Annotated in this window: 20 protein-coding genes; 6 read left to right on the top strand and 14 right to left on the bottom strand. The window is 51.5% G+C overall.

Annotation, left to right across the window (positions count from 1 at the left end; genetic code table 11):
* Positions 1-19: 19 nt before the first annotated feature.
* From FH603_RS00205 to FH603_RS00195, 3 genes are all read right to left on the bottom strand, one after another.
* A complete protein-coding gene (locus FH603_RS00205; protein WP_186734838.1) occupies positions 20-1,162 on the bottom strand; it encodes a carboxypeptidase-like regulatory domain-containing protein in 1,143 nt (380 codons plus the stop codon).
* 359 nt (positions 1,163-1,521) lie between these two features.
* Positions 1,522-1,917, bottom strand: a complete 396-nt coding sequence (locus tag FH603_RS00200) for a tellurite resistance TerB family protein (RefSeq protein WP_186734837.1) — start codon at positions 1,915-1,917, stop codon at positions 1,522-1,524.
* Positions 1,918-2,012: 95 nt separating this feature from the next.
* Positions 2,013-2,465, bottom strand: coding sequence for a hypothetical protein (locus FH603_RS00195; protein WP_186734835.1), 453 nt, complete (start codon positions 2,463-2,465; stop codon positions 2,013-2,015).
* 326 nt (positions 2,466-2,791) lie between these two features.
* Between FH603_RS00195 and FH603_RS00190 the strand changes: the two genes are divergently transcribed.
* A complete protein-coding gene (locus FH603_RS00190; RefSeq protein WP_186734833.1) occupies positions 2,792-3,094 on the top strand; it encodes a hypothetical protein in 303 nt (100 codons plus the stop codon).
* Between the two features lie 74 nt (positions 3,095-3,168).
* Here the strand turns inward: FH603_RS00190 and FH603_RS00185 are convergent, their stop codons facing one another.
* The 4 genes from FH603_RS00185 to FH603_RS00170 all read right to left on the bottom strand — a co-directional run bounded on the left by FH603_RS00185 (position 3,169) and on the right by FH603_RS00170 (position 8,619).
* Positions 3,169-5,088 carry a sialate O-acetylesterase gene (locus FH603_RS00185; RefSeq protein WP_186734831.1) on the bottom strand — a complete coding sequence of 640 codons (1,920 nt, stop codon included), beginning with the start codon at positions 5,086-5,088 and terminating at the stop codon, positions 3,169-3,171.
* Between the two features lie 80 nt (positions 5,089-5,168).
* Positions 5,169-6,539, bottom strand: coding sequence for a glucuronyl esterase domain-containing protein (locus tag FH603_RS00180; protein ID WP_186734830.1), 1,371 nt, complete (start codon positions 6,537-6,539; stop codon positions 5,169-5,171).
* A 326-nt stretch (positions 6,540-6,865) separates the two neighbouring features.
* Complete coding sequence (locus FH603_RS00175; protein ID WP_186734828.1) at positions 6,866-7,129, bottom strand: hypothetical protein; 264 nt, start codon at positions 7,127-7,129, stop codon at positions 6,866-6,868.
* A gap of 251 nt (positions 7,130-7,380) precedes the next feature.
* Positions 7,381-8,619 (bottom strand): PQQ-dependent sugar dehydrogenase, encoded by a 1,239-nt coding sequence (locus FH603_RS00170; protein WP_186734826.1) that lies wholly within the window; start codon positions 8,617-8,619, stop codon positions 7,381-7,383.
* Between the two features lie 207 nt (positions 8,620-8,826).
* Between FH603_RS00170 and FH603_RS00165 the strand changes: the two genes are divergently transcribed.
* Together FH603_RS00165 and cysK are read left to right on the top strand one after the other, a co-directional pair.
* Positions 8,827-9,672 (top strand): serine O-acetyltransferase, encoded by an 846-nt coding sequence (locus tag FH603_RS00165; RefSeq protein WP_186734824.1) that lies wholly within the window; start codon positions 8,827-8,829, stop codon positions 9,670-9,672.
* Positions 9,673-9,706: 34 nt separating this feature from the next.
* Entirely contained in the window at positions 9,707-10,615 is a 909-nt protein-coding gene (gene cysK, locus FH603_RS00160; RefSeq protein WP_186734822.1) for a cysteine synthase A, read from the top strand.
* Between the two features lie 124 nt (positions 10,616-10,739).
* Here cysK and FH603_RS00155 read toward each other — a convergent pair whose 3' ends face one another.
* From FH603_RS00155 to FH603_RS00140, 4 genes are all read right to left on the bottom strand, one after another.
* The gene (locus FH603_RS00155; RefSeq protein WP_186734820.1) at positions 10,740-11,597 is read right to left on the bottom strand and encodes an SDR family oxidoreductase; all 858 of its coding nucleotides are present in this window, start codon (positions 11,595-11,597) and stop codon (positions 10,740-10,742) included.
* Positions 11,598-11,620: 23 nt separating this feature from the next.
* Positions 11,621-12,214 (bottom strand): TetR/AcrR family transcriptional regulator, encoded by a 594-nt coding sequence (locus tag FH603_RS00150; RefSeq protein WP_186734818.1) that lies wholly within the window; start codon positions 12,212-12,214, stop codon positions 11,621-11,623.
* Positions 12,215-12,425: 211 nt separating this feature from the next.
* A complete protein-coding gene (locus tag FH603_RS00145) occupies positions 12,426-13,253 on the bottom strand; it encodes a class I SAM-dependent methyltransferase (RefSeq protein WP_342355201.1) in 828 nt (275 codons plus the stop codon).
* A 19-nt stretch (positions 13,254-13,272) separates the two neighbouring features.
* The gene (locus FH603_RS00140) at positions 13,273-13,740 is read right to left on the bottom strand and encodes a redoxin domain-containing protein (protein ID WP_186734816.1); all 468 of its coding nucleotides are present in this window, start codon (positions 13,738-13,740) and stop codon (positions 13,273-13,275) included.
* A 136-nt stretch (positions 13,741-13,876) separates the two neighbouring features.
* On the opposite strand from FH603_RS00140, the gene FH603_RS00135 reads away from it, so the two are divergent.
* Positions 13,877-14,821 (top strand): ROK family protein, encoded by a 945-nt coding sequence (locus FH603_RS00135; protein ID WP_186734814.1) that lies wholly within the window; start codon positions 13,877-13,879, stop codon positions 14,819-14,821.
* A gap of 629 nt (positions 14,822-15,450) precedes the next feature.
* The gene (locus tag FH603_RS00130) at positions 15,451-16,644 is read left to right on the top strand and encodes a Gfo/Idh/MocA family protein (protein WP_186734812.1); all 1,194 of its coding nucleotides are present in this window, start codon (positions 15,451-15,453) and stop codon (positions 16,642-16,644) included.
* Positions 16,645-16,751: 107 nt separating this feature from the next.
* On the opposite strand, the gene FH603_RS00125 is transcribed toward FH603_RS00130, so the two are convergent.
* Positions 16,752-17,777, bottom strand: coding sequence for a rod shape-determining protein (locus FH603_RS00125; protein WP_186734810.1), 1,026 nt, complete (start codon positions 17,775-17,777; stop codon positions 16,752-16,754).
* 409 nt (positions 17,778-18,186) lie between these two features.
* Between FH603_RS00125 and FH603_RS00120 the strand changes: the two genes are divergently transcribed.
* On the top strand, positions 18,187-19,470 hold the full coding sequence (locus FH603_RS00120; protein ID WP_186734808.1) for an Hsp70 family protein: 1,284 nt from the start codon (positions 18,187-18,189) through the stop codon (positions 19,468-19,470).
* Here FH603_RS00120 and FH603_RS00115 read toward each other — a convergent pair whose 3' ends face one another.
* Together FH603_RS00115 and FH603_RS00110 are read right to left on the bottom strand one after the other, a co-directional pair.
* On the bottom strand, positions 19,471-20,994 hold the full coding sequence (locus tag FH603_RS00115) for a PAS domain-containing protein (RefSeq protein WP_186734806.1): 1,524 nt from the start codon (positions 20,992-20,994) through the stop codon (positions 19,471-19,473).
* A 340-nt stretch (positions 20,995-21,334) separates the two neighbouring features.
* The gene (locus FH603_RS00110) at positions 21,335-22,792 is read right to left on the bottom strand and encodes a rubredoxin domain-containing protein (protein WP_186734804.1); all 1,458 of its coding nucleotides are present in this window, start codon (positions 22,790-22,792) and stop codon (positions 21,335-21,337) included.
* Positions 22,793-22,835: the final 43 nt, after the last annotated feature.

The raw sequence follows: 22,835 nt of genomic DNA, 5'->3' as shown, positions 1-22,835 counted from the left end.
AAAAAAGCTAATGTAAACACTATTTTAAAGCGCTGATCCCGTCTTTATCGTCATAGTCGAATGGCAGCTCGTCGGCCATCAATTCCCAGGCCCAATACCCCTGATGACGAATACCCCGAGGAGGCCAGAACTGCCCATTTGCTTCCACTGTGACACTGGAATCCAGCATACGCATAATTGACTTCTGGAAAGCGTCATTCGTGTCGTAAGCCGATGAACGCTGCGTTCGCTGGTACTCGTACGGTTCCTTCTCTTTCGTATAGATCACCTGAATCAGGTCAGCAAAGGCAATAACCGGCTGAAGAGCCGTTGACCGAACTGTGTCCAGCAGGTGTTTATAAGCAGCCATGGGCAGGGACACCAATCGCTTCGGGTTAGTTAAGGAGTTGACTGATACGATTGTATCACCGGGTACGCCCATTAATCGTACCTCCCCCTGCCTGTTCTTTCGCTCGATCACTTTCTGAATCGTAAAACCTTCCCGGGCTAACTGGCGCTGATACAAAGCGCGTCCAAAATGCATAACTGATCCTAAGTAAGCATAGTGGCGATTCCTGCGCCAACGCTCTGCTTCTTTCGCATTGGCGGGCCTTAATGGCTCAAAAACAGGATCGCCCTGATAAGCGATCAAATTAGAGGCATCGGTGTAAGAGAAGTACTCCAACTGAAATTTAATCCGATAACCCAACGCTCGATTCTCGATCAGTAAAGGTTCCTGTGCAGAAGCCCGGAGCGTATCTCCTTTCTGGGTAAACGACAAGACCTGCGGATTAACCAGTCGGCATTGACGAGCGTTTTGATTCTTACCAATAAACAGTTCGGTAAACAGACTGAGCTGTCTAGCCCGGTCGGAATCCCATCGCCGACGAGCTGTAACGGTAACAGCATCCAGCTGATTATCAAGGGGTTTTAGCAGAAACCGGTATACTTTTTGATCCTGCGTTTGGATCGTTGTTTTCAGTGTAGCGAAACCAATGTAGGAGACAATCAGGTCAAACCTGCCAGCGGGAACGTTGAGCAAGGTGAATGAACCGTTTTGATCGGTCACTGTACCTTTGGTGGTTCCAGATAGAAAAACGTTGGCAAACGGTAGTGACTCCAGATTCTTGCCGTTCTGTACCTGCCCCTGAATGGTGGACTGCGCCCAGGTTACTTGAGCCACCAGGAAGGCAAGAGAAACACACCAAACTAGTCTAAAGAGGCTGTTTTGACAGACAGGGTGGTATAATTGCCTGCGTTTATGGCTCATGGAATAAATTAGTTTGTCTCATGAAAGTAGCTTCAGCCGAACCGAAAACCGGATACATGTTCTTTTTGAGAAAGCACTAATCCGCAGGGCTTCGTAACAATTCACCCCCCCTTGATTGGTTTGTTACTGAATGAAAACCTGTTTGGGCCCCGGAGGTCGCCCGCCAACATCTTTACAGAATTTTGCGGAACCGCCCACTGCCTGCCCGATGCCGAATGATCAGTAAGCAACGGTGCAGGCAAGGTATGGACGTCAGGGGACAAGACGAGCGTTTATAACCGCCGGAGGTCGCGCCGGAACCGCTTAATCATTGCCTGCTCCTTGATGGAGGTATCATCATGGGCTTCGGCAATTCGGATCAGGATGTTCACAAATTGTTTTTTTATCAAGTCTGTCAGAATTTTTCGGTTGTTGACGAACCGGCGCATCCCGAAGTCATAGGCTTCTTCCACACCCTCATCGCAGTTCTCCCGCAGGAAAAACGCGTACAGAGCCAGCTCGCCGTGGGGTAGTCCCGCCAGGAGTTCCTTGACGATTTGCATTTCAGCTAATTGAATCCGGCCGTCTACTTTGGCCAGCGCGTAGGCCACGCTACCTAAGCCCAGGTACAGTTGAGCTAGTTCAGGGTTCGACTCTGCGGGCGTGATTGGTAAGTTATCAGGGTTCATACGAATTGATTAGATTGACGGATGTGTGATGTGTAGGCTGGTGAATGACAGCAGTCGGTTTTGCGGGCGGCCTTCAGTCGCTGGTCGACAAACCCTTAGGGTTCGTTAACCGGATTCACGACAGCTACGGTGGCCCGGCGTACAGCCGGGGTGGGCACGGCCAATTTCAGGTTGATGATGTTGACAATCCGCTCGTTATCACTCGATACGATGATGCGGTAGTCGCCGTCGGCTAGTTCCTGTACGTTAAGCCGGGTACCAAATGCCGACTGTTGCTTCGGAACGGGAACGAAGGCAATCTCCTCCCCCCGCATCGTCTGCATCTGAATGGTCAGTACACGGAGCGAACGGTTGTTGACCTGTATGACTAGATCGCCATTATCGGCCTGGTAGGTGCGGGCATTGAACGATGCGTCCGGGGCAGATACCCAGCCTGTTATGGGAAGATTACGGTCGGTCTTCGATGTGGTATCCATTGCGGATAAGGGCGCGGTTATCAGCAGGCTCAGCAGACCCGCGCAAATCAGGATATTCGGGAACGTTTTCATGGCTCTGAATGGGGAAATATGTTGACAACGTATCCAAATCAGATAGGCCGGAGTGGGTCTGTGGGCAACCGGTAGCCCAGTCCTTTTTCCGCTTTCGTTGTTACAAAATTGTTCCTGCGTCTTTAGAGCCGGATTAATACCCAATTAGAAACAGATTAGAATAAGGTGATCTCAGCGGAGCGGCCCGAGTCGGTCTGCTGATTGGTCGGGTCTTTCGGTGTGGTAAGGGCCTCAACCGGGAAGCGCACATTATCTGCTCAAACGGGTCAGTCGAAGGCCATAAAAAAGAATATCGCACCGGAGGTTTCCGTTACACTACTGTCTCTATGCATCTAACCGTATTTCCCGCCCCTGTTTCACTGGCCCTGCTGAGTCTTTCTCTTCTTACCTCCTGCGCCAGTCCCAAACCTTTTTCCCGGAAAGGCATCGTTCAACAAATAAAACCGGGCAAGGATGGCTACACAGCCAGCCTGCGCGACAGACACGGAATCGGCTTCGACGCCCTGGTGAGCCGGGTGCGGCTGCAGCAGGCTTACCGCGTTTTAAAGGTGGGTGATCAGGTAAAGGTAGTGGGTGATACCATCCACCTGAACCAGCGGGTACGGGTGCTGGTGACCCAAATCCGGTAGTTATTTAGCTCGTCCCTGAACCAGCCCTCCATACGGGCTTTAACAGGAAATCGCTTCCTTTTTCAGGTATAGGTTCACTTGTCCGTCCTGAAGGGGGATGCGGGTAGTTTTTCTTTGTTGTAGAGATTCGGGTGAACGGGGTTATCGGCCCAGGCGTATCGTACATAAAGGGGGGCGGGCACCTCATCACTCCATACCACCACGTTGTCACCGTCTATTTTTGCATGCGCCCAAACGAATTTTTTGTCGCTGCCAGCAATAGCAAACTCACCTACTTCTTCGCCGTCATTGGTCATTAACCCCCCACCGATATGGGTAAAGCGAATGACCAGTTTACCGCCGTTTACGGTAGATGACTGATACAACGGGCCTGACGAAACGACGTTTTCGCGGTAAGCCGTTTTCAGGGCGGCCAGCGCCAGCCGTTCGCCCACGTCTTTTTTGTTATCGGGATGGATATCGTTCCATTCCCCCAGGTCAATAGCCACAGCCATAGCGGTGTTGGGCACGGTCAACGCATTGAGTTGGGCCTCTCTCAGTAGGGCCCAGTTACTTTCTGAAGGCAGGTAATTGTAATCCATGAAACCGGGGAGCTGTACATACAGAAAAGGCAGATCGCCCTGTTCCCACTGCCGTCGCCAGTCAGCCAGTAAAGCCCGCAACAACGTTTCATATTCCTGTGGCTTACCGGCATTGCTTTCACCCTGATACCAGCAAAAGCCTTTGATGGCGTAGGAAGTTTCCGGGGCTACCATGGCATTGTACAAAGCCGTAGGTTGATTCTGTGCGTTGATGCCCCCTCCCAAGCCGCCCCCCGTCGATGGCGGGAAGGTAGTCCCCACTTTATACTGCCAGGTTCCTTTCAGATCCAGCGTATCGGCTCCCGCGAAAAGACAATAGGGTTTGTCGGGCACGAAGCCTCCTTTACCCGCTGTATTGGTAACCCGTACGACAAGCAGGTTCTTGCCCGCTTTCAGTACGTCGTCCGGCACGGAATACCGTCGCTGCGGATACTGGTAGGTGGTCTTGCCTACCTGCCTGCCGTTGATATAAAACTCATCGGCATCCGTCACACGGCCCAGAAAAACCTTGGCGGGTTTGCCCGTCATCGATGCGGGCACGTCAATTTCTCGGCGGTACCAGACCACTCCGTTCAGGTCTTTCACCCCCTGGTCTTCCCAGTAGCCCGGCACGTTGATGGTCCGCCAGCCGCTGGGCCTATACGTCATATCATACCATTTGGTCGTGCCGGCCAGGCCCGCGTCAACGGGTGGGGCGGGTCTGGCTGGCTGGCTGCGGGTAAGCCGGTTGACGTAGGCCGTATCTTTATTCGTATCGATGGTGGTTTTCAAGGCCGAAAAATCACGTAGCCCTTCTTCACTGATCCAGGCTTCGATTGGTGTGCCGCCCACGCTGGCATTGATTATACCAACAGGTACGTTATATTTCTGGTGAATCTTTTTCGCAAAAAAGTAAGCTACTGCCGAAAAAGGCCGGACATCTTCGCCCACAGCGGCTTTCCACTGGCCACTAGGAAGGTCACGTTGCGGGGATTGCAGCTGCGTGAGGGTAGGCACCCAGAACTGCCGTATCTGCGGAAAGTTGGCCTCCCTGATTTCTTTGGCGTAAGTGATATCGTGAATAGTCAGCTGGTGGACCATGTTGCTTTGCCCGCTGCAAAACCACACATCCCCAATCAGTATATCCTTCAGCGTGAGCCGCGAACTGCCGCCTATTTCCATGATGAACGGGCCTCCCGCTGCCATTGGAGGCAACTCAACCTGCCATTTACCCTCGGTATCGGTTACCGTCTTATAGTTCTTACGCTTGAATTGTACCGTGATCTTCTCCCCGGATTTCGCCCAGCCCCATATCCTCAGCGGTACCTCCCGCTGCAGCACCATCCCATCGCTGATCAATTTAGGTAACCGGATCTGGGCCTGTGCAACCACGCTGGTCGCCACCAGCCAACAAACTAAGACGAAGCGATTCATTGTATACGGGTTAATGGGCTTTTCAGCGTCGTTAGTACCCAGGTCGGTGTGTCCTCGATACGCTAGTTTTCAAGCTCAGTCTAGTTGCACTCGCCCCAGTACTTACACGCCCAGGCTATCCAGGTGCTCCAGTTTGGGCCGGTACTGTGCCCTCCCGCGTGTTGCCGGAAGGCAATATCGCCCTCGACCAAAGGCGTACCGAGTTTAGGAAACTCCATGGTTCCCAGGTCTTTTTTTCCAAGCAACCGATAGACTGGCCCCGCATGGGCGGCTCCCAGAAACATGCCTTTAGCATCCACCCATTGCCCCTCTACCTGTGGCGAACCCGAGCTTATGAATACCGGCCTGGGCGCACACAACGCGACCAGTTCGTGGGCATCGACGGGCATGTCGTCGGGTTTGAGTTTACTGCCGTACTTTATAAAATTGCCTGCAAACCAATGATACTCACCCGATGAAGTCAGATTTTCGATCTGTTCACCAAAAACGCGTCGCAGTATTTTCACCCCGCCGGCACCGGATGAACCAATAAAGCCCAGAGAAAAACGGGGCTCGAAGACCATCGCAACAACCGCTGCTTTTCCGTAACGGGACAGGCCCTCGATAGCCACTCGCTTTACGTCCACGTCCTTGTCGGTCGCTAAGTAGTCCAGGGCCCGGCTGGCTCCCCAGGCCCAGGCTCTGAGTCCACCCCATTCGTCGGGTTTACGATAGCCGCCTTTGTTGGTCAACCCGATGATGCCTCGGGTCAGTCCGGCACCGTTATCGGCCTGAATACTGGATGGCTCCAGGATAGCATACCCCCAGCCCCGTGAAATCAGTTGCTCCTGCCAGGCGGGCTCGCCTGATGATCCTAACCCGATCGCTTTGATAGGACCCGGATTGAACGGGGAACGGATGAACCCAAACTCCATGACAAGGGGAACGGCATTGGTGGCTTTGGCAGGCGTGGCCACAACCATATTTATCTCTACCCTGATGGATGGATAGGCCGAATTGTCTACGATACCTTTCAGGATTTTTTCCCGGATAGGCTGGTTGCCTACCATCGTGTCTCTGACGGAGACCACGTTCCAGCGTACGGCAGGAATTGCCCTGGGCAATCGCCCGTAGATTTCGCGTTCAAACCCGTCAATCAGTTCGGGTCGTTTTTTCTCAACCCAGTCTTTGGCACTGTTCACTTTCTGGCCGTTCTTCAGTAGCAGCGCGTTGGGAAGGGTGTACTGATTTACGTTCGCTTCTGTACTATTGGCTGCATTGGCATCCTTCGGGTTTCCGGAAGGGCCGGGACGAAGTTCAGAACGCTGAATACGCAGTTGCCCCAGCATCTGGTCGTAATCGATCTGGGTATACCTGGAAATACTGTCCTGATATGCTTTTGAAAACTGACCGAAAACCGGCAGGTTTAGTAGTAGTGCGACCGGAATAGAGAGTACTAGTTTATTCTTCATTGACCTGACTAAATTTTTCAACTAGTAACTGCCTGGTATTGCCAGTTTCGCTGACTCCAAATAGGAGATACTACCTTAAGTTCACAGACCGGCTATTTTACTTCATCATGCCGAAGACGGTACGCAAATTCTACTCTCTTTTGGCGTAGCGATTGACCGGTTGACAACCGGTGGGCTTCGTCGCCTGATGCGATCCCAACAACAAGTTGACCTTCCCACTGTTTGTATCATTCTCCGTGCGGAGAATGATACAAACAGTGGGAAGGTCAACTTTCCAGCGGGACTCAATACACGGAAAAGCGGTCTTTCTTAGAGCCAGCAGTGGATCAAATCTGTAGCATCCCCGCTTTTACGATGGTCGTTCTGGTGGCTTCTTCAATCATGATTTTCACCTGATCATACGTCTCAAGGAATTGGGCGGGTAGCTCGTCGGCAGCCCAGCGGATGTTGGCTACAGCGCGGGTTGAGTCCCTTTTAGATACACCGGGGGAAACGCCGGCAATTTGAGTTACATTCAGTATCTGCTTCTCTCCGTTCTCTTTGGTTAGTTCGATAAACATGGCGCTGTCGTATTTATGCAAGGTAATCATTCTACAGGTCAGTCGGTAGGTCGCCCTGGCTGACTATCGCTAAACTCACAAGTTCGAAGCCGGGCTACTACACAAACGATGGGTCACTTCTTTCTCCACAGATAGGTCAACGAAACAAATGACCGAACGGTATGAGTCATATTTTATTATAATCCATAACACCATCAGGGCCCGCATCGGCACGGGTTCAGCTATGGCTAACCCCCGTGTCGATGCGGGCCCTGATGGTGTAAGGAATAAATCTTATCGGTCTACTTGGCCGAAAGTTTTAGTATCTGTCCGCCACCAAGATCGCAGAGATACATTTCGTTTTTCTGATCTTCACCAAAAGCTGAAATGCTTCCGGCACCTGTCACTACCTCCTGGTTTGTAGCGCGGCTGGTACCGTTCTGGGTAAGCGCCCAGACACGGCCACTGGCAAAGTCGGCATAGATGTACTTTCCGCGTAAGGCTGGTGTAGCCTGACCCCGGTAAACGACACCACCCGTAACCGACACGTCGCCGTTATCGTGTGTATACTGCCAGATAGGGTCAACGAGCTTATCAGTGACGGTGTTGTCCTTCGCGTTGAAAGGCTGATCTGCTTCTTTCACGCGCCAGCCATAGTTACCTCCTTTGGTGACGATGTCGATCTCCTCAATTTTGTTCTGACCTACGTCACCTGCCCATAACTGGCCTTTTTCATCGAAACTTATCCGCCATGGGTTACGAAGACCATAGGCAAAAATTTCTTCTCGTGCGCCACCCCGACCCCCTTTAAATGGATTGTCGGCGGGGATACTGTAATTACCCTTCTCTTTCCCGTTCACGTCGACGCGCAGAATTTTGCCAAGCCAGCTCGACCGGTTCTGTCCATTGTTCTGTGGATCGCCCCCACTCCCCCCGTCGCCGGTAGACACGTACAGATAGCCATCAGGTCCGAACAGGACTTTACCGCCATTGTGGTTCGAATAAGGCTGACTGAATTTGAAAAGGACCACCTCTGACCCCGGCTCCACCGTCGACGCGTTGGCCGACGACGCTTTAAACCGACTCACTACTGTTTCGCGTGGATTTCCTTTGGTATAGTTAACGTAGAAAAAGCCGTTATCCTTGAACTTTGGATGGAACGCAAGGCCCAGCAAACCCATTTCGCCACCGTACTCAACTTTTTTACGTATATCGAGGTATACGCCAGCCGATGAGGCAGCTTCGTTATTATCGAATACCCGAATCCGGCCAACCTGTTCCACAACGAATACCCGGTTGGTACCGTCGTTGGCATGGGTGTACTCGACAGGGGATTCGAATTTTAGCTTTGGATAGGCGTTCACGGCTTTCAGCGTGGGCGCAACCGCTCCGGTTGCGGCAGAATCAAGTACCGACACCGATACCGATGAGCGGTCGGCGGGCCGACAGGCGAACGACAGCAATAAGGCTACCCCCGATGTGGCCGCCAGCGAAATAGCAAATGTCGTAATTGCTTTACCAAACATGTTGAGTTTTTTCATTAGTATACTGATTTACGTTACAAATAAGGTTCCAGTTAAGGCCCCCGAACTTTGTGGCCCGCAATTTGTTTCAAAATCAACGATGTGAGGTCGTTAGCTTGCACCTCCGTCTGTGTAACGAATCAACGGTTGGTGTCGTGCTTCCACAGAACGGGGTATGCATTCCACTACCCTACTCACAAAACTTTTCAGTTGTTAAGGTTTCGTATGACCACAACCAACACTACTTTCCTCGACCACCTGCTGGCACAACGGGCTCAGTACCGGTACAAACTGCCCTCCCGACCCGATGCGGGTCGATTTATTGATCAATTGATGCGGTTACTTTTTCCCGTAACGCAAGACTGTCAGTCGGCTTCCCAGCATGTGGGAGAGACATACCAGAAACTGAATGACCAGTTGGTTTGCCTCTTCCGTCCCCTGGAGACCAATATGGCCGAATCGCCGGAGGTAGTAGCTGAGCGTTTTTTCGAGCGCTTACCCGCTATCTACGATAACCTGCTGCTCGACGCACACGCCATTGCCGACAATGACCCGGCGGCCGTTGGTATGGAAGAAGTCATTGCTGTTTATCCGGGATTCTACGCCATCGCCGTCTACCGCATCGCCCATGAACTGCTTCGGCTGAACGTGCCGTTGCTGCCCCGCATGCTGACGGAGTATGCCCACGGCCAAACCGGGATCGATATTCACCCTGGTGCTGTAATTGGCGGCTCTTTCTTTATCGATCACGGTACAGGTGTCGTTATCGGCGAAACGACTATCATTGGCGAAAATGTAAAGATTTATCAGGGCGTAACCCTGGGCGCTACCTATGTAGCCAAGTCCATGGCGCAGAAAAAACGGCATCCGACTATTGAGAATAACGTCGTTATTTACGCCAATGCCACCATCCTGGGTGGTCATACCGTCGTTGGCCACGATTCGGTCATTGGCGGTAACGTGTGGCTAACGGGCAGTGTCGAGGCTCACTCCCTTGTATTCAACCAGCACAAAACCGATGTTCGGCTCAAATCGCTGGACGAAAGCGAACCTATTAATTTTGTTATCTAGTTGACCAGCTGATCAACTGTTTCCCTACCTCCTAATGAAAGCCAACACCATTCTGGATACCATCGGCCGCACGCCCCTTGTGCGGATCAATCGCCTTTTTCCTGGCTACGAAGTCTGGAGCAAACTGGAGAAAGCAAACCCGGGTGCCAGCATTAAGGACCGTATTGCTCTGGCAATGGTCGAAGCGGCCGAAGCCGATGGGTCTCTGAAACCCGGCAGTACCATCATCGAACCTACCTCCGGCAATACCGGCATTGGTCTGGCCATGGTTGCCGCCGTAAAAGGGTACGCCATTACGCTCGTCATGCCTGAGTCGATGAGTATCGAACGGCGTAAGATCATGGCTGCCTACGGTGCCAACTTCGACCTCACGGCCCGCGAGAAAGGCATGAAAGGAGCCATTGAACGCGCCCATGAGTTAGTTGCTCAAACGCCCGGTGCCTGGATGCCGCAGCAATTTGAGAACGCGGCCAATATCGATATTCATGCCCGTACGACAGCACAGGAGATTCTGGACGATTACCCGGAAGGTTTTGATTTCCTGATTACGGGAGTTGGCACCGGGGGGCACATCACCGCGGTAGGCGAAGTACTGAAGCGGCATTTCCCTGCGTTGAAAGTCTACGCCGTAGAACCGGAGTTATCGCCCGTCATTGGCGGTGGAGCGCCGGGTCCGCACCCGATTCAGGGTATTGGTGCCGGGTTTATACCCAAAAATCTCCACACCGACGTGCTCGACGGAACGATTCAGGTCAGCAAAGACGAAGCATATGACATGGCTCGTCGGTCTGCCCGCGAAGAAGGAACCTTCATCGGTGTATCATCAGGGGCGTCACTGGCGGCTATCGAAAAGAAACTTCCCGAACTACCCAAAGGCAGTCGTATTCTAACGTTCTGTTATGATACCGGCGAGCGGTATCTGTCCATTGAAGGCTTGTTTTAAACCTGTTCGGGCGACCAGGTGTATTCTGGCGGGTTGTATTCTGGACGGCCGCGTCCGGGCGTAAACGGGTTTTATTCTCGCCCGGACGTGGCCGTCCAGGATACAACCCGATGAGCAACGGCATTTATCCCTTTGCGAAGGCCTCAAGCGTGGTTGCCGGTTTGCCTAGCTCAGCCCAGGTTCTGTCGGCTTCGAAACGTTCAGGATAGTGATTAAGCGCATGGGTGATGTGCCAGCCATAATCGGCCTGAGCCGAAAAATGGCCACCAAGTTTCATCAGGAACGGGGGTGCGGTCACTACCGATAGCGGCTCTGCTTTGTAAGCTGCCGCAAAGCGATGAGCAGCTTCATGCTGCGATAGGGCTTCCGGACCCTTGATTATATATTCCTGATTTTCCCCTGCCGCCTGACTCAGTGCTCTCGCAACCTGCTTACCATAATCAGCTGCTGCGATGTAAAAGGGTCGTACGCTGGAGCGCCCTACCAGCAGAATATACCACCCCATTCGCTGGGTACCGTTCAGGGAATCCATAAAGTTGGACGGGTAGAAAATACTGTAGGGAATACCGGACTCCTTTATCAACCTTACCGCATGCTGCTTCACGCGGAAGACCCACCAGGTAAAGCCGTTCATACCCTGGTAGCGCATGACCAGGGAGGATAGATACGCTACTCGATGGACGCCTGTCAGACGGGCGGCTTCAATCAGGTTTATGAGGCCTTGTTCTTCCGTGTGGAAATCCGTTTCCCGTTCAGTTTGTTTGACCGACAGGTTGAGGTAAACAATGCCAATACCCTGTAATGCTGCAACCAGACTGCTTTTATCGTTCATGTTGCCGGGCACTACCGATGCATTGGGAAAAAGCTGCTTCGTCTGTGCTGCGTCGCGTGCAATCAATTGTACCGTGTTACCGGCACAGATCAGTTCACGCGTTACAGCGCGACCCAGCATTCCGGTAGCACCAATAATGGCAATACGCATGATTCGTAGGTAGGAAGCCTGCCTTACCGGAGCCCGCGCACAAACCGACGCATTGTTTCGCGGTAGATTTGCTCTGATTTGTCCAGCGGCTGCTGATCTTTCAGTAACATCGACAGCATGATCATGCCATGCGACACAGCCCACCACTCAAAATACAGACGCTGGATACTTTCTTTTGATTTGGGGATAAACGAGAAAATCGTTTCACAGACAATATCACTCACCGCCTGCATCTCATCGGACTGGTAGACAGGCATGGTGCAGTAGGCTCCATCCAGATTGTACATAACCTGATAGATTTCAGGTTGCAGCCGCGAAAACTCCCATTGAATCAACGAGATTTCGTAAAGTCGCTTTTCAGGATCCCGGTATAGTTTGAGGATACGGTCGTACTCCGTGTGCAGGTATTGAAACCCTTCGTCGCGAATCTCCTTCAGCAGTATGTCTTTACTGTCGAAATATTCGTAAACAATGGGGGCACTGTAGTCAATTGCATCGGCAATCTTACGAATCGAAACCGACTGCCAGCCTTCCCGGCGGGCAATATCTTTCGCCGTAAGCATTATTCCGGTGCGTGTATGCTCGCGGGAACGAGGCTTACGCTCGATTGTTTCCATGAATAAAGGTTTTCAGTCGTCAGTTAACGGTGTTAAATCGCCTGAAAACTACGGATTTACCTCGTAATATTCTAGATATGATAAAAGATTTATAAGAATATTTACATAAAATCGTTTATCGATCCCGTCTTGACTTGTTTGACGGTTTGTAAAAACGTCTCAATGTCTATTAAACGGTTTAATTAGCTAGTACCTAATATCCTGGGAGTGCCTATTCTTTTTCAGCCAGTATCCAGACCGCTTCATCGCCCAGTGTATACGAATCGCCTTCTATTGATCCGTAACAGTCCACGACCCGCATACCTGCATCGTTGTACATCCGTTTCAATTCAGCCAGTGTAAATACATAGTGCTGCGCCAGGCGGGTTTGGGTTACGCCCGCCCGGATGTAGGTCAGGTGCGAATCGATCCGGCTTTCGAGCGGGTCATACACATTGTCGACCAGAAACAGAATAGGGTCCTGATCGTCGTCTCCAATGGGTTGCCAGTTCCGGGACTGATAATCGGGCAGCACCGATTCGGCGATCATCTCCGAGTGAGCCAGAAAGCGGCCACCGGGCTTTAGCAACGAAGCAATACGCGTCAGAAAGGCCAACATGGCTGGCTGTGGAAAGAAACTAAAGCTGTTTCCCAGACAGTAGGCAGCATCGAAGGGCGCACCTGTCGCCAGTTCGTCGGACAACTGCATAAAATCGCCCTCCATTATTGTCAGGGGTAATTTGTCGGCCTCGGCATGCAGACTGGCTATGTAGTCTGCCGAAATATCGACGCCGGTTACGCGAGCCCCCATGCGGGCCAGCGGCACCGCATGACGCCCATAACCGCAAAAGACATCGAGCAGGCGGTCACCAGGCCCAAACTCCAGGGTTTCCACCAGCAGTTCGAGATCAAGGTGAGTCTGCTCATCCGTTTGGGCCGCCTTCCAGGCATCCTGCGGCAACCCATGAAAAAAATCGTGATACCAGGCCATATTGATGAGTGATGAAGGGGAATGATGAATGACGAATGACGAATGATGAATGCGTTCATCGTTCATCATTCATCATTCCCTTTCAGCGTTATTTAATCGACGTTAGTGTTTCCTGAATGGCGGTGAAGCTGGGCACTTCGCCCGCATTATCGAGCACCTCGGCGTATTGAACAATCCCGTTCCGGTCGATAACAAAAGCGGATCGTTTGCTGACACCCCGCATGTTCATGACAAATGTCTCATAAAGCGTATCGTAGGCCTCTGACGTTTCTTTGTTAAAATCCGATAGCAGGTCGAATGGCAGGTTCTCCTGCTCTTTGAATTTAGCGAGGGTAAAGGGCGAGTCCACCGAAATGCCCAAAATAGCCGTATTTAGGGCCGCATAGGTGCTGATGTTGTCACGCATTTCACACAACTCAGCGGTGCATACGCTGGTAAAAGCCATTGGGAAAAACAGGATGACCACATTCCTTCCGTTAAAATCCTGTAACGATACTTCCTTCTTCTCGCTGTTGAAAAGGGTAAACTCGGGTGCTTTTTGACCGGCTTGTAACATACTAAATTTTTGATTTACGTTTTATGCGTGTTGATTTGAAACTTAATCTGGATTGGAGGAGCGAAATTCCGAAAAAGACGCGTCAATCCAAGCCTTTATTCTCTATAACGGGGCCAATGCATGGTCCGAATCGCGTATGCAAACGTACTGGGGCGTCGACTTAGGCGGCACCAAAATTGAAGGCGTCGTCTTGTCGGCCGAAACGGGCACTACTCCCTCTCCCGATGCCGTACTCATCCGTAAACGGATCGATACCGAAGCGCATAAAGGGTATGACCATATTTTAGGCCAGATCGTCAAACTTATCGACCTGCTCAAAACCGAAACCAGCCTGACACCCGAACGGATTGGCTTCGGTACGCCGGGGACCAACAACCCGGCCACGCAGACCATGAAAAACTGCAACACCACGGTGCTCAACGGTAAGCCGATGAAGCAGGACCTGGCCCGTCTGCTGGGTGTGCCTGTCGAGGTAGCCAACGACGCCAACTGTTTCGCGCTGGCGGAGGCCACGCTCGGTATCGTGCCGGGCGAAGTACCAAACTACCAAACCGTTTTTGGCGTCATCATGGGAACGGGGGTTGGCGGTGGCGTTGTGGTCCGAAACCGCGACAAAGCCGACAGCCAGGCCTTCGTCCTCAACGGCCTCCAGGGCATTGGCGGAGAGTGGGGCCATAACATCCTCGAAGAAGACGGTTACCCCTGCTACTGCGGCAAACGGGGCTGTGTAGAGCAGGTCATCTCCGGACCAGCCCTGCAACGCTATTACCAGCAGATCAGTGGTGAAGAACGCACGATGAAGGATATCATGAAGCGCTATGAGGAAGGCAGAGATCCGTATGCCAGCCAGACCGTCGATCGGATGCTGGAGTATTTCGGTAAAGCCATTTCGGTTATAATCAACATTCTCGATCCCGACGCTATTGTGCTGGGCGGGGGCGTCGGTAATGTTGATCTGCTCTATACCGAAGGGGTTGAACGGGTGAAGAAATACGTATTTAACAGTGGCGAGGTAAAGACCCGGTTTCTGAAACCCAAACTAGGCGATAGCGCCGGGGTATTCGGAGCGGCTATGTTATAAAGTCTACCCCTGTTTGGTATCGGACCATTGGTCTGGAAGAACATAAGTCATCCCGAATTTTAACGAATCGTAACACTTCGGAAAAATCTTACCCAAAAAGCGGCCTGCTTCCGGCACATCTGCGGGGGCGTGGCATTGGGTCGGGGGGACGTATTGTCTGGGTAGATCTCCAGCCTTGGTCAGCTAGCCCCGTAAGGGCGACCTGTCAATAGCTGTTAGCGCTCCTATCCTGTCTAAAGCGCCGTAGGTGCGACCTAACTGAACTGGATTAGGTCGCACCTACGGCGCTTTACGGGCCTACCCCTTCTTTATTTCTATTGACATGTCGCCCCTACAGGGCTTTTCTGAAGGAAAAAAGAGAAGTGTATACCCGGTAGGTCAAGGGCCTTAACACCACACGCAATACCCTTGTTTTCACTCCGAACTTTAAACAGGTAGCGACTTTTAAAATTCGGGATGACTCATGTTTATTAACTACCACCCTATAAACGACAGTCCATAACGCCCAGTCCGGGGCCATAGGGTTTAGCGGGGCTATAGAACTTAACATTTAAGGCCGTGGCAGGTTAAGAATAGAGCAAAAGCAGCCTTGAATCTGCTCCACCCTGTGTATCAAACCAGCCTACGTTATGAAAAACGCTCAGTTTTCGCGCCGTCATTTCATCCATCAAATGGGTACCGCGGCCATAGTCATACCCGGTCTGACATCACTCGGGCTACAGAGCTGCGGCAGTAAAAAAGACGAGTCCACGTCCGAATCGCCCAGTTCGACCACGACTACGACTGGCTCCGAACGTAAGTTAGGGATTGCACTGGTTGGCCTGGGAAAGTACAGCGAGGGCGAACTGGCGCCAGCGCTGGAAAAAACCACAAACTGTCGGCTGGCAGGTATCGTTACGGGCTCCCCCGATAAAGCCGACACCTGGAAGAAAAAATATGACCTGCCAGACAAAAACGTTTACGACTACAAAAACTTCGATAAAATCGTCGATAACCCGGATATCGACATCGTTTATGTCGTACTGCCCAATTCTATGCATGCCGAATACACGATTCGGGCGGCTAAGGCAGGCAAACACGTCATCTGCGAAAAACCGATGGCGATGAATCCGGAGGAATGCCAGCAGATGATCGATGCCTGTAAGAAAGCAAACCGGCAGCTTTCGATTGGCTATCGGCTGCATTTCGAACCCCACAACCGGGAGATGATGCGGCTGGGCCAACAAGAGGTTTTTGGTAAAGTGAATCGCATCATCGCCGAAGATGGGCAGGTTCAGGATGACAGCACACCCTGGCGGCTGGGGGGCGGTATCGGTGGAGGGGGTCCACTCCGTGATGTTGGCGTTTACTGTTTGCAGGGCGCCATTTATACTAAAGGCCAGATACCCATTGCCGTTTCTGCGAAGCTGCACCCGGTTACCGATCCGAAGAAATTCAGCAAGGTAGAAGAGGGCGTTGACTTTCAGTTGTTCTTTGCCGATGGTACAACCGCCGACTGTAAAGCCAGTTTCAACGAAAAGTTTAACAAGCTGCGGGCCGAAGCCGCAAAAGGCTGGTTTGAGCTGGCCCCCGCCTATGCCTATTCGGGTCTGAAAGGAAAAACGAGCCAGGGTAAGATGGAGATCGAGAACGTACCGCAACAGGCTCACCAGATGGATGCGTTTGCCGAGTGTATCCTGAAGAACCAGCCCACAACGGTACCCGGTGAACTCGGTATGCGGGATGTTCAGTTGATCGAGGCTATTTTCGAGGCAGCCCGAACCGGCCGGAAAGTATCGACCAAAGATGTGCTTCAGGTAATGGACAAATCAGCCCTGGCTTAAACTTACCCCTGAGCGGTCTGTTCAAAGCCGGTATGTATAGGCATTGCCAATCACCCCAGCTGTCGACAGGACAGTGGGGTGATCGGCAGCTGGTTTCGATACCCAGTTTAGCTGATTAGCACCGATCCATACATTTCCATATTTTTGATTACTTCACCCGTTCCTTTCACCACCGCTCGCAGTGGATCTTCGGCTACATGGATGGGTAGTTTGGTTTTCAGCGCCAGGCGTTTGTCGAGCCCATGCAGCAGCGCTCCTCCCCCGGTCAAGTGAATCCCATTGGTGTATATATCGGCAGACAATTCGGGCGGGGCCATTTCCAGCGCCTTCATGGTAGCCTCTTCAATTTTCGAGACCGACTTGTCGAGGGCATAGGCGATCTCGCTGTAGGTCACTTTGATTTCTTTGGGAATACCCGTCATCAGGTCGCGCCCGCGTACTTCATAATCGGCGGGTGGATTATCCAGCTCGGCCAGCGCCGAACCCACTACCATTTTGATCTGCTCAGCCGAACGCTCACCAATAAACAGGTTGTGTTCCCGACGAATATAATCCACGATGTCGCGGGTAAATACATCGCCGGCAATCCGGATGGACTGCTCACAGACGATGCCAGACAAGGCAATAACCGCAATCTCGGTCGTGCCGCCCCCAATATCGACGATCATAGTGCCATTGGGTTGTGTGATATCGATCCCAATACCTATGGCTGCCGCTATCGGTTCATGAACCATATATACTTCTTTGGCCCCGGCATGTTCGCAGGAGTCCTTAACAGCTCGTTTTTCTACTTCTGTGATGCCCGACGGAATGGAAACCACCATCCGGTGTGAAGGCGATAACATGCGATTGGGACGATCGAGTAATTTTATCAACCCCCGTATCATTAGTTCGGCAGCCGTAAAATCGGCGATCACGCCATCTTTCAATGGTCGGATCGTTTTGATGTTCTCATTAGTCTTTTCATGCATCTGCATGGCTTTATGACCAATGGCGAGCACCTTCCCGCTAATTTTATCCATGGCAATTATGGACGGCTCATCAACCACAATCCGATCCTTATGAATGATTAAGGTATTTGCCGTGCCCAGATCAATGGCAATGTCACTCGAAAAAAAGTTAAATAAATTCATACAGGGGTAACGATGAATTGGCGGTTACAAGTACAGTTTATCTATAGCTTAAACAAAGCTTATCTGTACGTTGCTGATCATCAGTTTGGTTAAGGTACCGTAAAAAATAGCAGGAATTACTAAAATAATGGTTGGGGCCCATCGCTCGGCCAACTGGTTACATCGGTATCAAGCTACTTATTCATGCTTTTTTCGCGCCTGGTAGCCAGGCTATTCACGTTCACCTCACCTGGACCAGCTATAAAACAGGTGAAATCGGTTAAATTTGCCCCTTGTTTTTTCTGACTTTCGGCCAAAAGCAGGCAGTCAGGTCCACGAGTTAATACCCGATAGGGCCATTCCAACTCTTTCCAATCGTGTCTGCCGACGCCGAAAGATCCTGGCCTGCTATACTTTGTGACCGATACGAATGACAAAAATTTCTTGCGGAATCGACTTTGGTACATCGAATTCGAGCGTAGCCATCGATAAAAATGGCCATATAAGCCTGGTGCCGGTAGAACAGTCCCATGTTACGATTCCCAGCGCTATTTTCTTCCGGCCCGTCGACAACAAAGCCTTTTTTGGCCGAACAGCCATCGACCTGTTCTTCGACCGTCAGGAAGGACGCTTTATGCGGAGCCTGAAGCGGGTGCTGGGCACGTCGCTCATGAAACACGGCACCGTCGTAAATGGGGCCACGATGAACTTCGCGTCCATCATTACTTCGTTTCTCCGGCATATAAAGGAAAAGGCCGATGCCGTGGCGGGTCAGGAAATCGATAGTGTGGTGATGGGTCGACCGGTTCATTTTGTCGATAACGATCCGGATGCCGATGCGCGGGCGCAGGCCGAATTGACCTCAATTGCACAGCGGATAGGCTTCAAACACATCGACTTTCAGTTCGAACCCATAGCTGCGGCTTTTGCCCACGAAGTGCATATTCAGGGTGAAAAGCTGGCCATTGTTGTTGATCTGGGCGGGGGCACATCCGACTTCACGGTCATAAAGCTATCCAACCAATACCTGAATAAAGCGGATCGGACGTCGGATATTCTGGCGAATACGGGTGTTCGTATTGGAGGCAATGATTTTGATAAACAGCTGAGTCTGTCGGCTATTATGCCGGAACTGGGCTACCGGAGTACCTACGGGGCCAAACACCTGGAAGTTCCGTTGAAGCCGTTTCACGACCTGGCCGAATGGAGCAAGGTCAACTTTCTGTACACCCCTAAACTGATCATGCAGACCCGGCAGCTGCTCCATGAGTCACATGATAAAAAGCGGTACAACCGGCTATTGCAGGTACTCGTTCATGAAACCGGCCATACGCTGCTGGCCGCTGCCGAAAAAGCCAAAATCGCCCTGAGCGCTCAGGAGAAGCATCAGGCCCTGTTCGATTTTATTGAAGACGGCTTTTCCATTACCATCGGGCGCGAGCGTTTTGAAGAGGCTATTCAGGATGATGTTGAAAAAATAGCCGCTTCTGCCAAAGAGTGTCTTCAACAGGCTGGTGTTACAAATGAAGCGATCGACCTAGTCATCTTAACCGGCGGTTCAACCGAAGTGCATTCCGTGCAGGTCGAATTCAAACGACTCTTTCCGAACGCAGCCATCGCCGACGAGAACAAACTTTCCAGCGTTGGTCTGGGCCTGGCCTACGATAGCCAGCATAAATTTGGTAGCCCCGCCATTACCGGGGTAGCCAGGTAATTAGTAAGGCAAGGTGAGGGTCAGCACAAACCCATCATCGAGCTTTGTTGCTAACAGCCTGGTCCAGCCAAACTCATCGGCCTGTCGGCTTCCGCTATCCTGCCGGAACGGTTCGCCGGTTTCAACAACCAGGCTATACTGGTCGAATAGCCTGCCTATCCCGCGTTGAGCCAGTCGCCCCGCGTCAGGATTACTCAGTAACTGGCTTTCACTGAAACCCACCCACTTATGTCCCGCTTCATTGCTGAGCACACACCGAAAATCGACCACCTCGCTATTGTCGTCCCGAACAGCCTTGAACGCCAGGACCGCGTCGGGCAAGCCAACGACTAGCGAACGAAGCCATTCAACCTGACGATGATCGGCCAGTTGGGCGCGCCTGCTCTCCGTAACGTCGATCATTGTTAATAGCAGCTGATCGCCCTGGGGAGCTGCTGTAACGGCGTAGGTACCGGATCGATGTGGGCTTTGGTACGGCATCTCAACCGATTGCGGTTTACCCAGCTCAACGCTTACAATGCAAGTACTTAGCAAGCCACAATCATGGGCATCGCTAAAGACCTTCGTTACTAACTGACCTGTCAGCTGGTGCGCCGACTGTCCGATGATCTCTTCCATCATCGAGTTGACCGTTACGATACGAAAGTCGGTAACGCAGGTATCCAGGCCCTGGCTGCTTTGAAGGGGTACCAGGACGGCTACGGCCGTGGGTGAACCGAGCATAACAGTTTTCAGGAGCCGGGACTGCTGGCGGGCAATTTCTTCCGCGTTTTTAATAAGTGTAATATCGGTGTAGGTAAGCATAAGCCCCCGCTCCACCCGCCGGATTTTGACCGCACGCCAGACACCGTACTCAGGATAGTAATTCTCTGTCGCTACGGCTTTGCCTGTATTAAACACCTGGACGTATTGGTTGAAAAGCCCATTGATACCGGTAGCCGGATAAATTTCCCACAGCGTTCGACCCAGCAGTTCATTTGGTTTGTAGCCGCTCATTTGTAAACCTGCCTTTTTGATCAATACAAACCGAAAGTCTTCTACCTGGCCCTGCTCGTCCTGCATGGCTTCCAGCACCGTAACGCCACTGGACGACTCTTCCAAAGCCAAGGATTCTATATTGGCTAACCAGGCCGTGGGGATACTGGCGGGAGTACCGGTAACAAATGAAATAAGCAGGTAATTTCCCAGGGCCACTACCGATACATCGAGCCACCCCGGTACCAACTGGCCCGGTAACTGGCAATGAAGGGCGAAATGGGCAGACTCTCCCGTACTAACCGCCTGCTGATAGTGGTTTATACTATCTTCCTGATACAGAGTTGGCCAGAGGTTGACGAACGACTGGCCTGCCACCGCATCGGAAGGAACCCCCAGTTCCCGCTCAGCTACCGTATTAAGCAACTTCAGGTGAAGATCGATCAACAAACCGTGTAGATCACGAACGATACGAACAACGATTACGCTTTGCTGCGAAACAGCCAGTAAGCGCTGTACCAGAGATAATGAGGCTGCGTCTGTTAACATAACTACCTGTGATGAAGGTTATAGACGAAAATAAGCCAATCTGTTTACCCGGTTCTGGCTGTTTGCGGATCAGTACACGAAGCGAGCAATCGGGGATAACTCTTTTTAACGTGCTGACCCGTAAACAGATTACAACCGCGCAGGCAAATATAAGTATATATACCTAGTTGACTAATTTGAGGAAATAAATTAAAGGGCTACTCGACCAAAAAAAACGTCGGCCTTTCTCGACCTGTTTTGCAATCAAAATGCCCATCTCTGATTTATAAGAGATGGGCATAGAGACGTTTCCGTACGATTAACAGCAATAGGCCGTCCACCTAGTTATTCGTAAAATTACTCAAGAAACAGGCTCCAGTTCGACGGCTTTAAGGTCTTGCTTCGGGGCATCGCAGGTTGCGCAGGCGTAATCCATTGGTAACTGATCGAAACGGGTGCCTGCCGGAATACCACGCCGTTCATCACCATATTGTTCGTCGTAGACGGTAAAGCAGTGCGGGCATTGATGCACTGTAGCAACCGCCAGCAAAAGCGATTCGTTTTTTTCGGTGTCAGCCCGCACCGTTTCTATGCGCTCCTGCGACCGGCGTGCGTTAAACTGCCGGCACAGTCGAACAAGCTGATGGGGAACGTGCATCTTAAGCAGGCCTTTTTCCGCCAGGTGATACGTCCGGCTGTTGGGGTTAAAATTCTCTGTAAAATACAAATCGTAAACACTGAACAGGGCCAACTGGCCAATCCGGATCAGTGGGCGTTTTCGTATCAATACTGATCCAAAAACTTCTGATTTAGCGCGTGTTTGCACCCCGAAACAAAGTCCGAATGTGCGGGTATCGTTCTTCTCGAAGTTGCGGATTACATAATTCTTAAGCTCCGTTCCTTCGTCGGTATTGTCCTCTGTTTGCCAGGCTAATTCGTTGGCGGCATGGCGTACATTGATGTTATGCTTGCCTAGTATGAACGACCAGGCCCCTCTACCTTTTTCTTCAATACCCTTAATAATCAATGACTTCCATGGGGTTATGCACAATTCCCCAATGCGGGTTTTCAGGCATAATGCACACACATCAAGCAGAAAAGCAACCGAGAACTGCTCGTCTCGGCGGTAAAGTCCCAGCCACGACCGTTCCCCATAGCGATTGAAGCCTTCGTAATAGGGAAGCGAAAATTCGGGCAATTCAACTTCCTGCGTAGCCGGCTGCGTGATAAAGTGCTGGTTTGCCGTAACGGCTTTGTACAGGGCGTCTTCTCCCTGAAAATCCTGCGCCAGCATAGCCTCTTCAACAGCTTTGGCCAGGCGGCCAATGTCGTTGGTGTAGATCAGTTCCGGCCACCGAAACAAGCTGTTTGTCTGTTTGGGGCGGACATACAGATACCAGAAGTGCGGCTCAGGGGAAGCAATGAAATTGAGATTTCCGGTAAAGAACGGCGTAAAACTCTGGTTGGAATCAGACAGGTTAACTTTCAGCTGAGGCTGATAATCGAGCTGATCCAGCACGGTATGATACTCACTTTCCCGCAGCCAGGCACCGGTACGAAAAACATCTTCACCACAATAGGAGCTGATGATGTTCGGGTATCGTTCCGAATTCAGTTCGTATGAGATCTGATGTTGTTTCAGATCTTTTTCCAGAAAACGCATGTCCTCATAATGCACCGTCATGAGCAACTGCTGACGGGCACCAAAGCGTACCTTCCGAACTTTTGCTTCGTAAGCCAGCCGCAACACGGTTTGCAGCGTACCGGGCGAAACAATCCCGGCGGGCATGTTGACTTTCAGGGTATAGTAATCGCGCATGAGATTTAATTTGAATGATGAATGAGCCAATGATGAATTATGA

It is taken from the genome of Spirosoma utsteinense, from assembly GCF_014282275.1.
Classification (GTDB): domain Bacteria; phylum Bacteroidota; class Bacteroidia; order Cytophagales; family Spirosomataceae; genus Spirosoma; species Spirosoma utsteinense.
The sequence above is the reverse complement of the archived record's forward strand: the minus strand, read 5'-3'. Positions and strand labels throughout refer to the sequence as shown.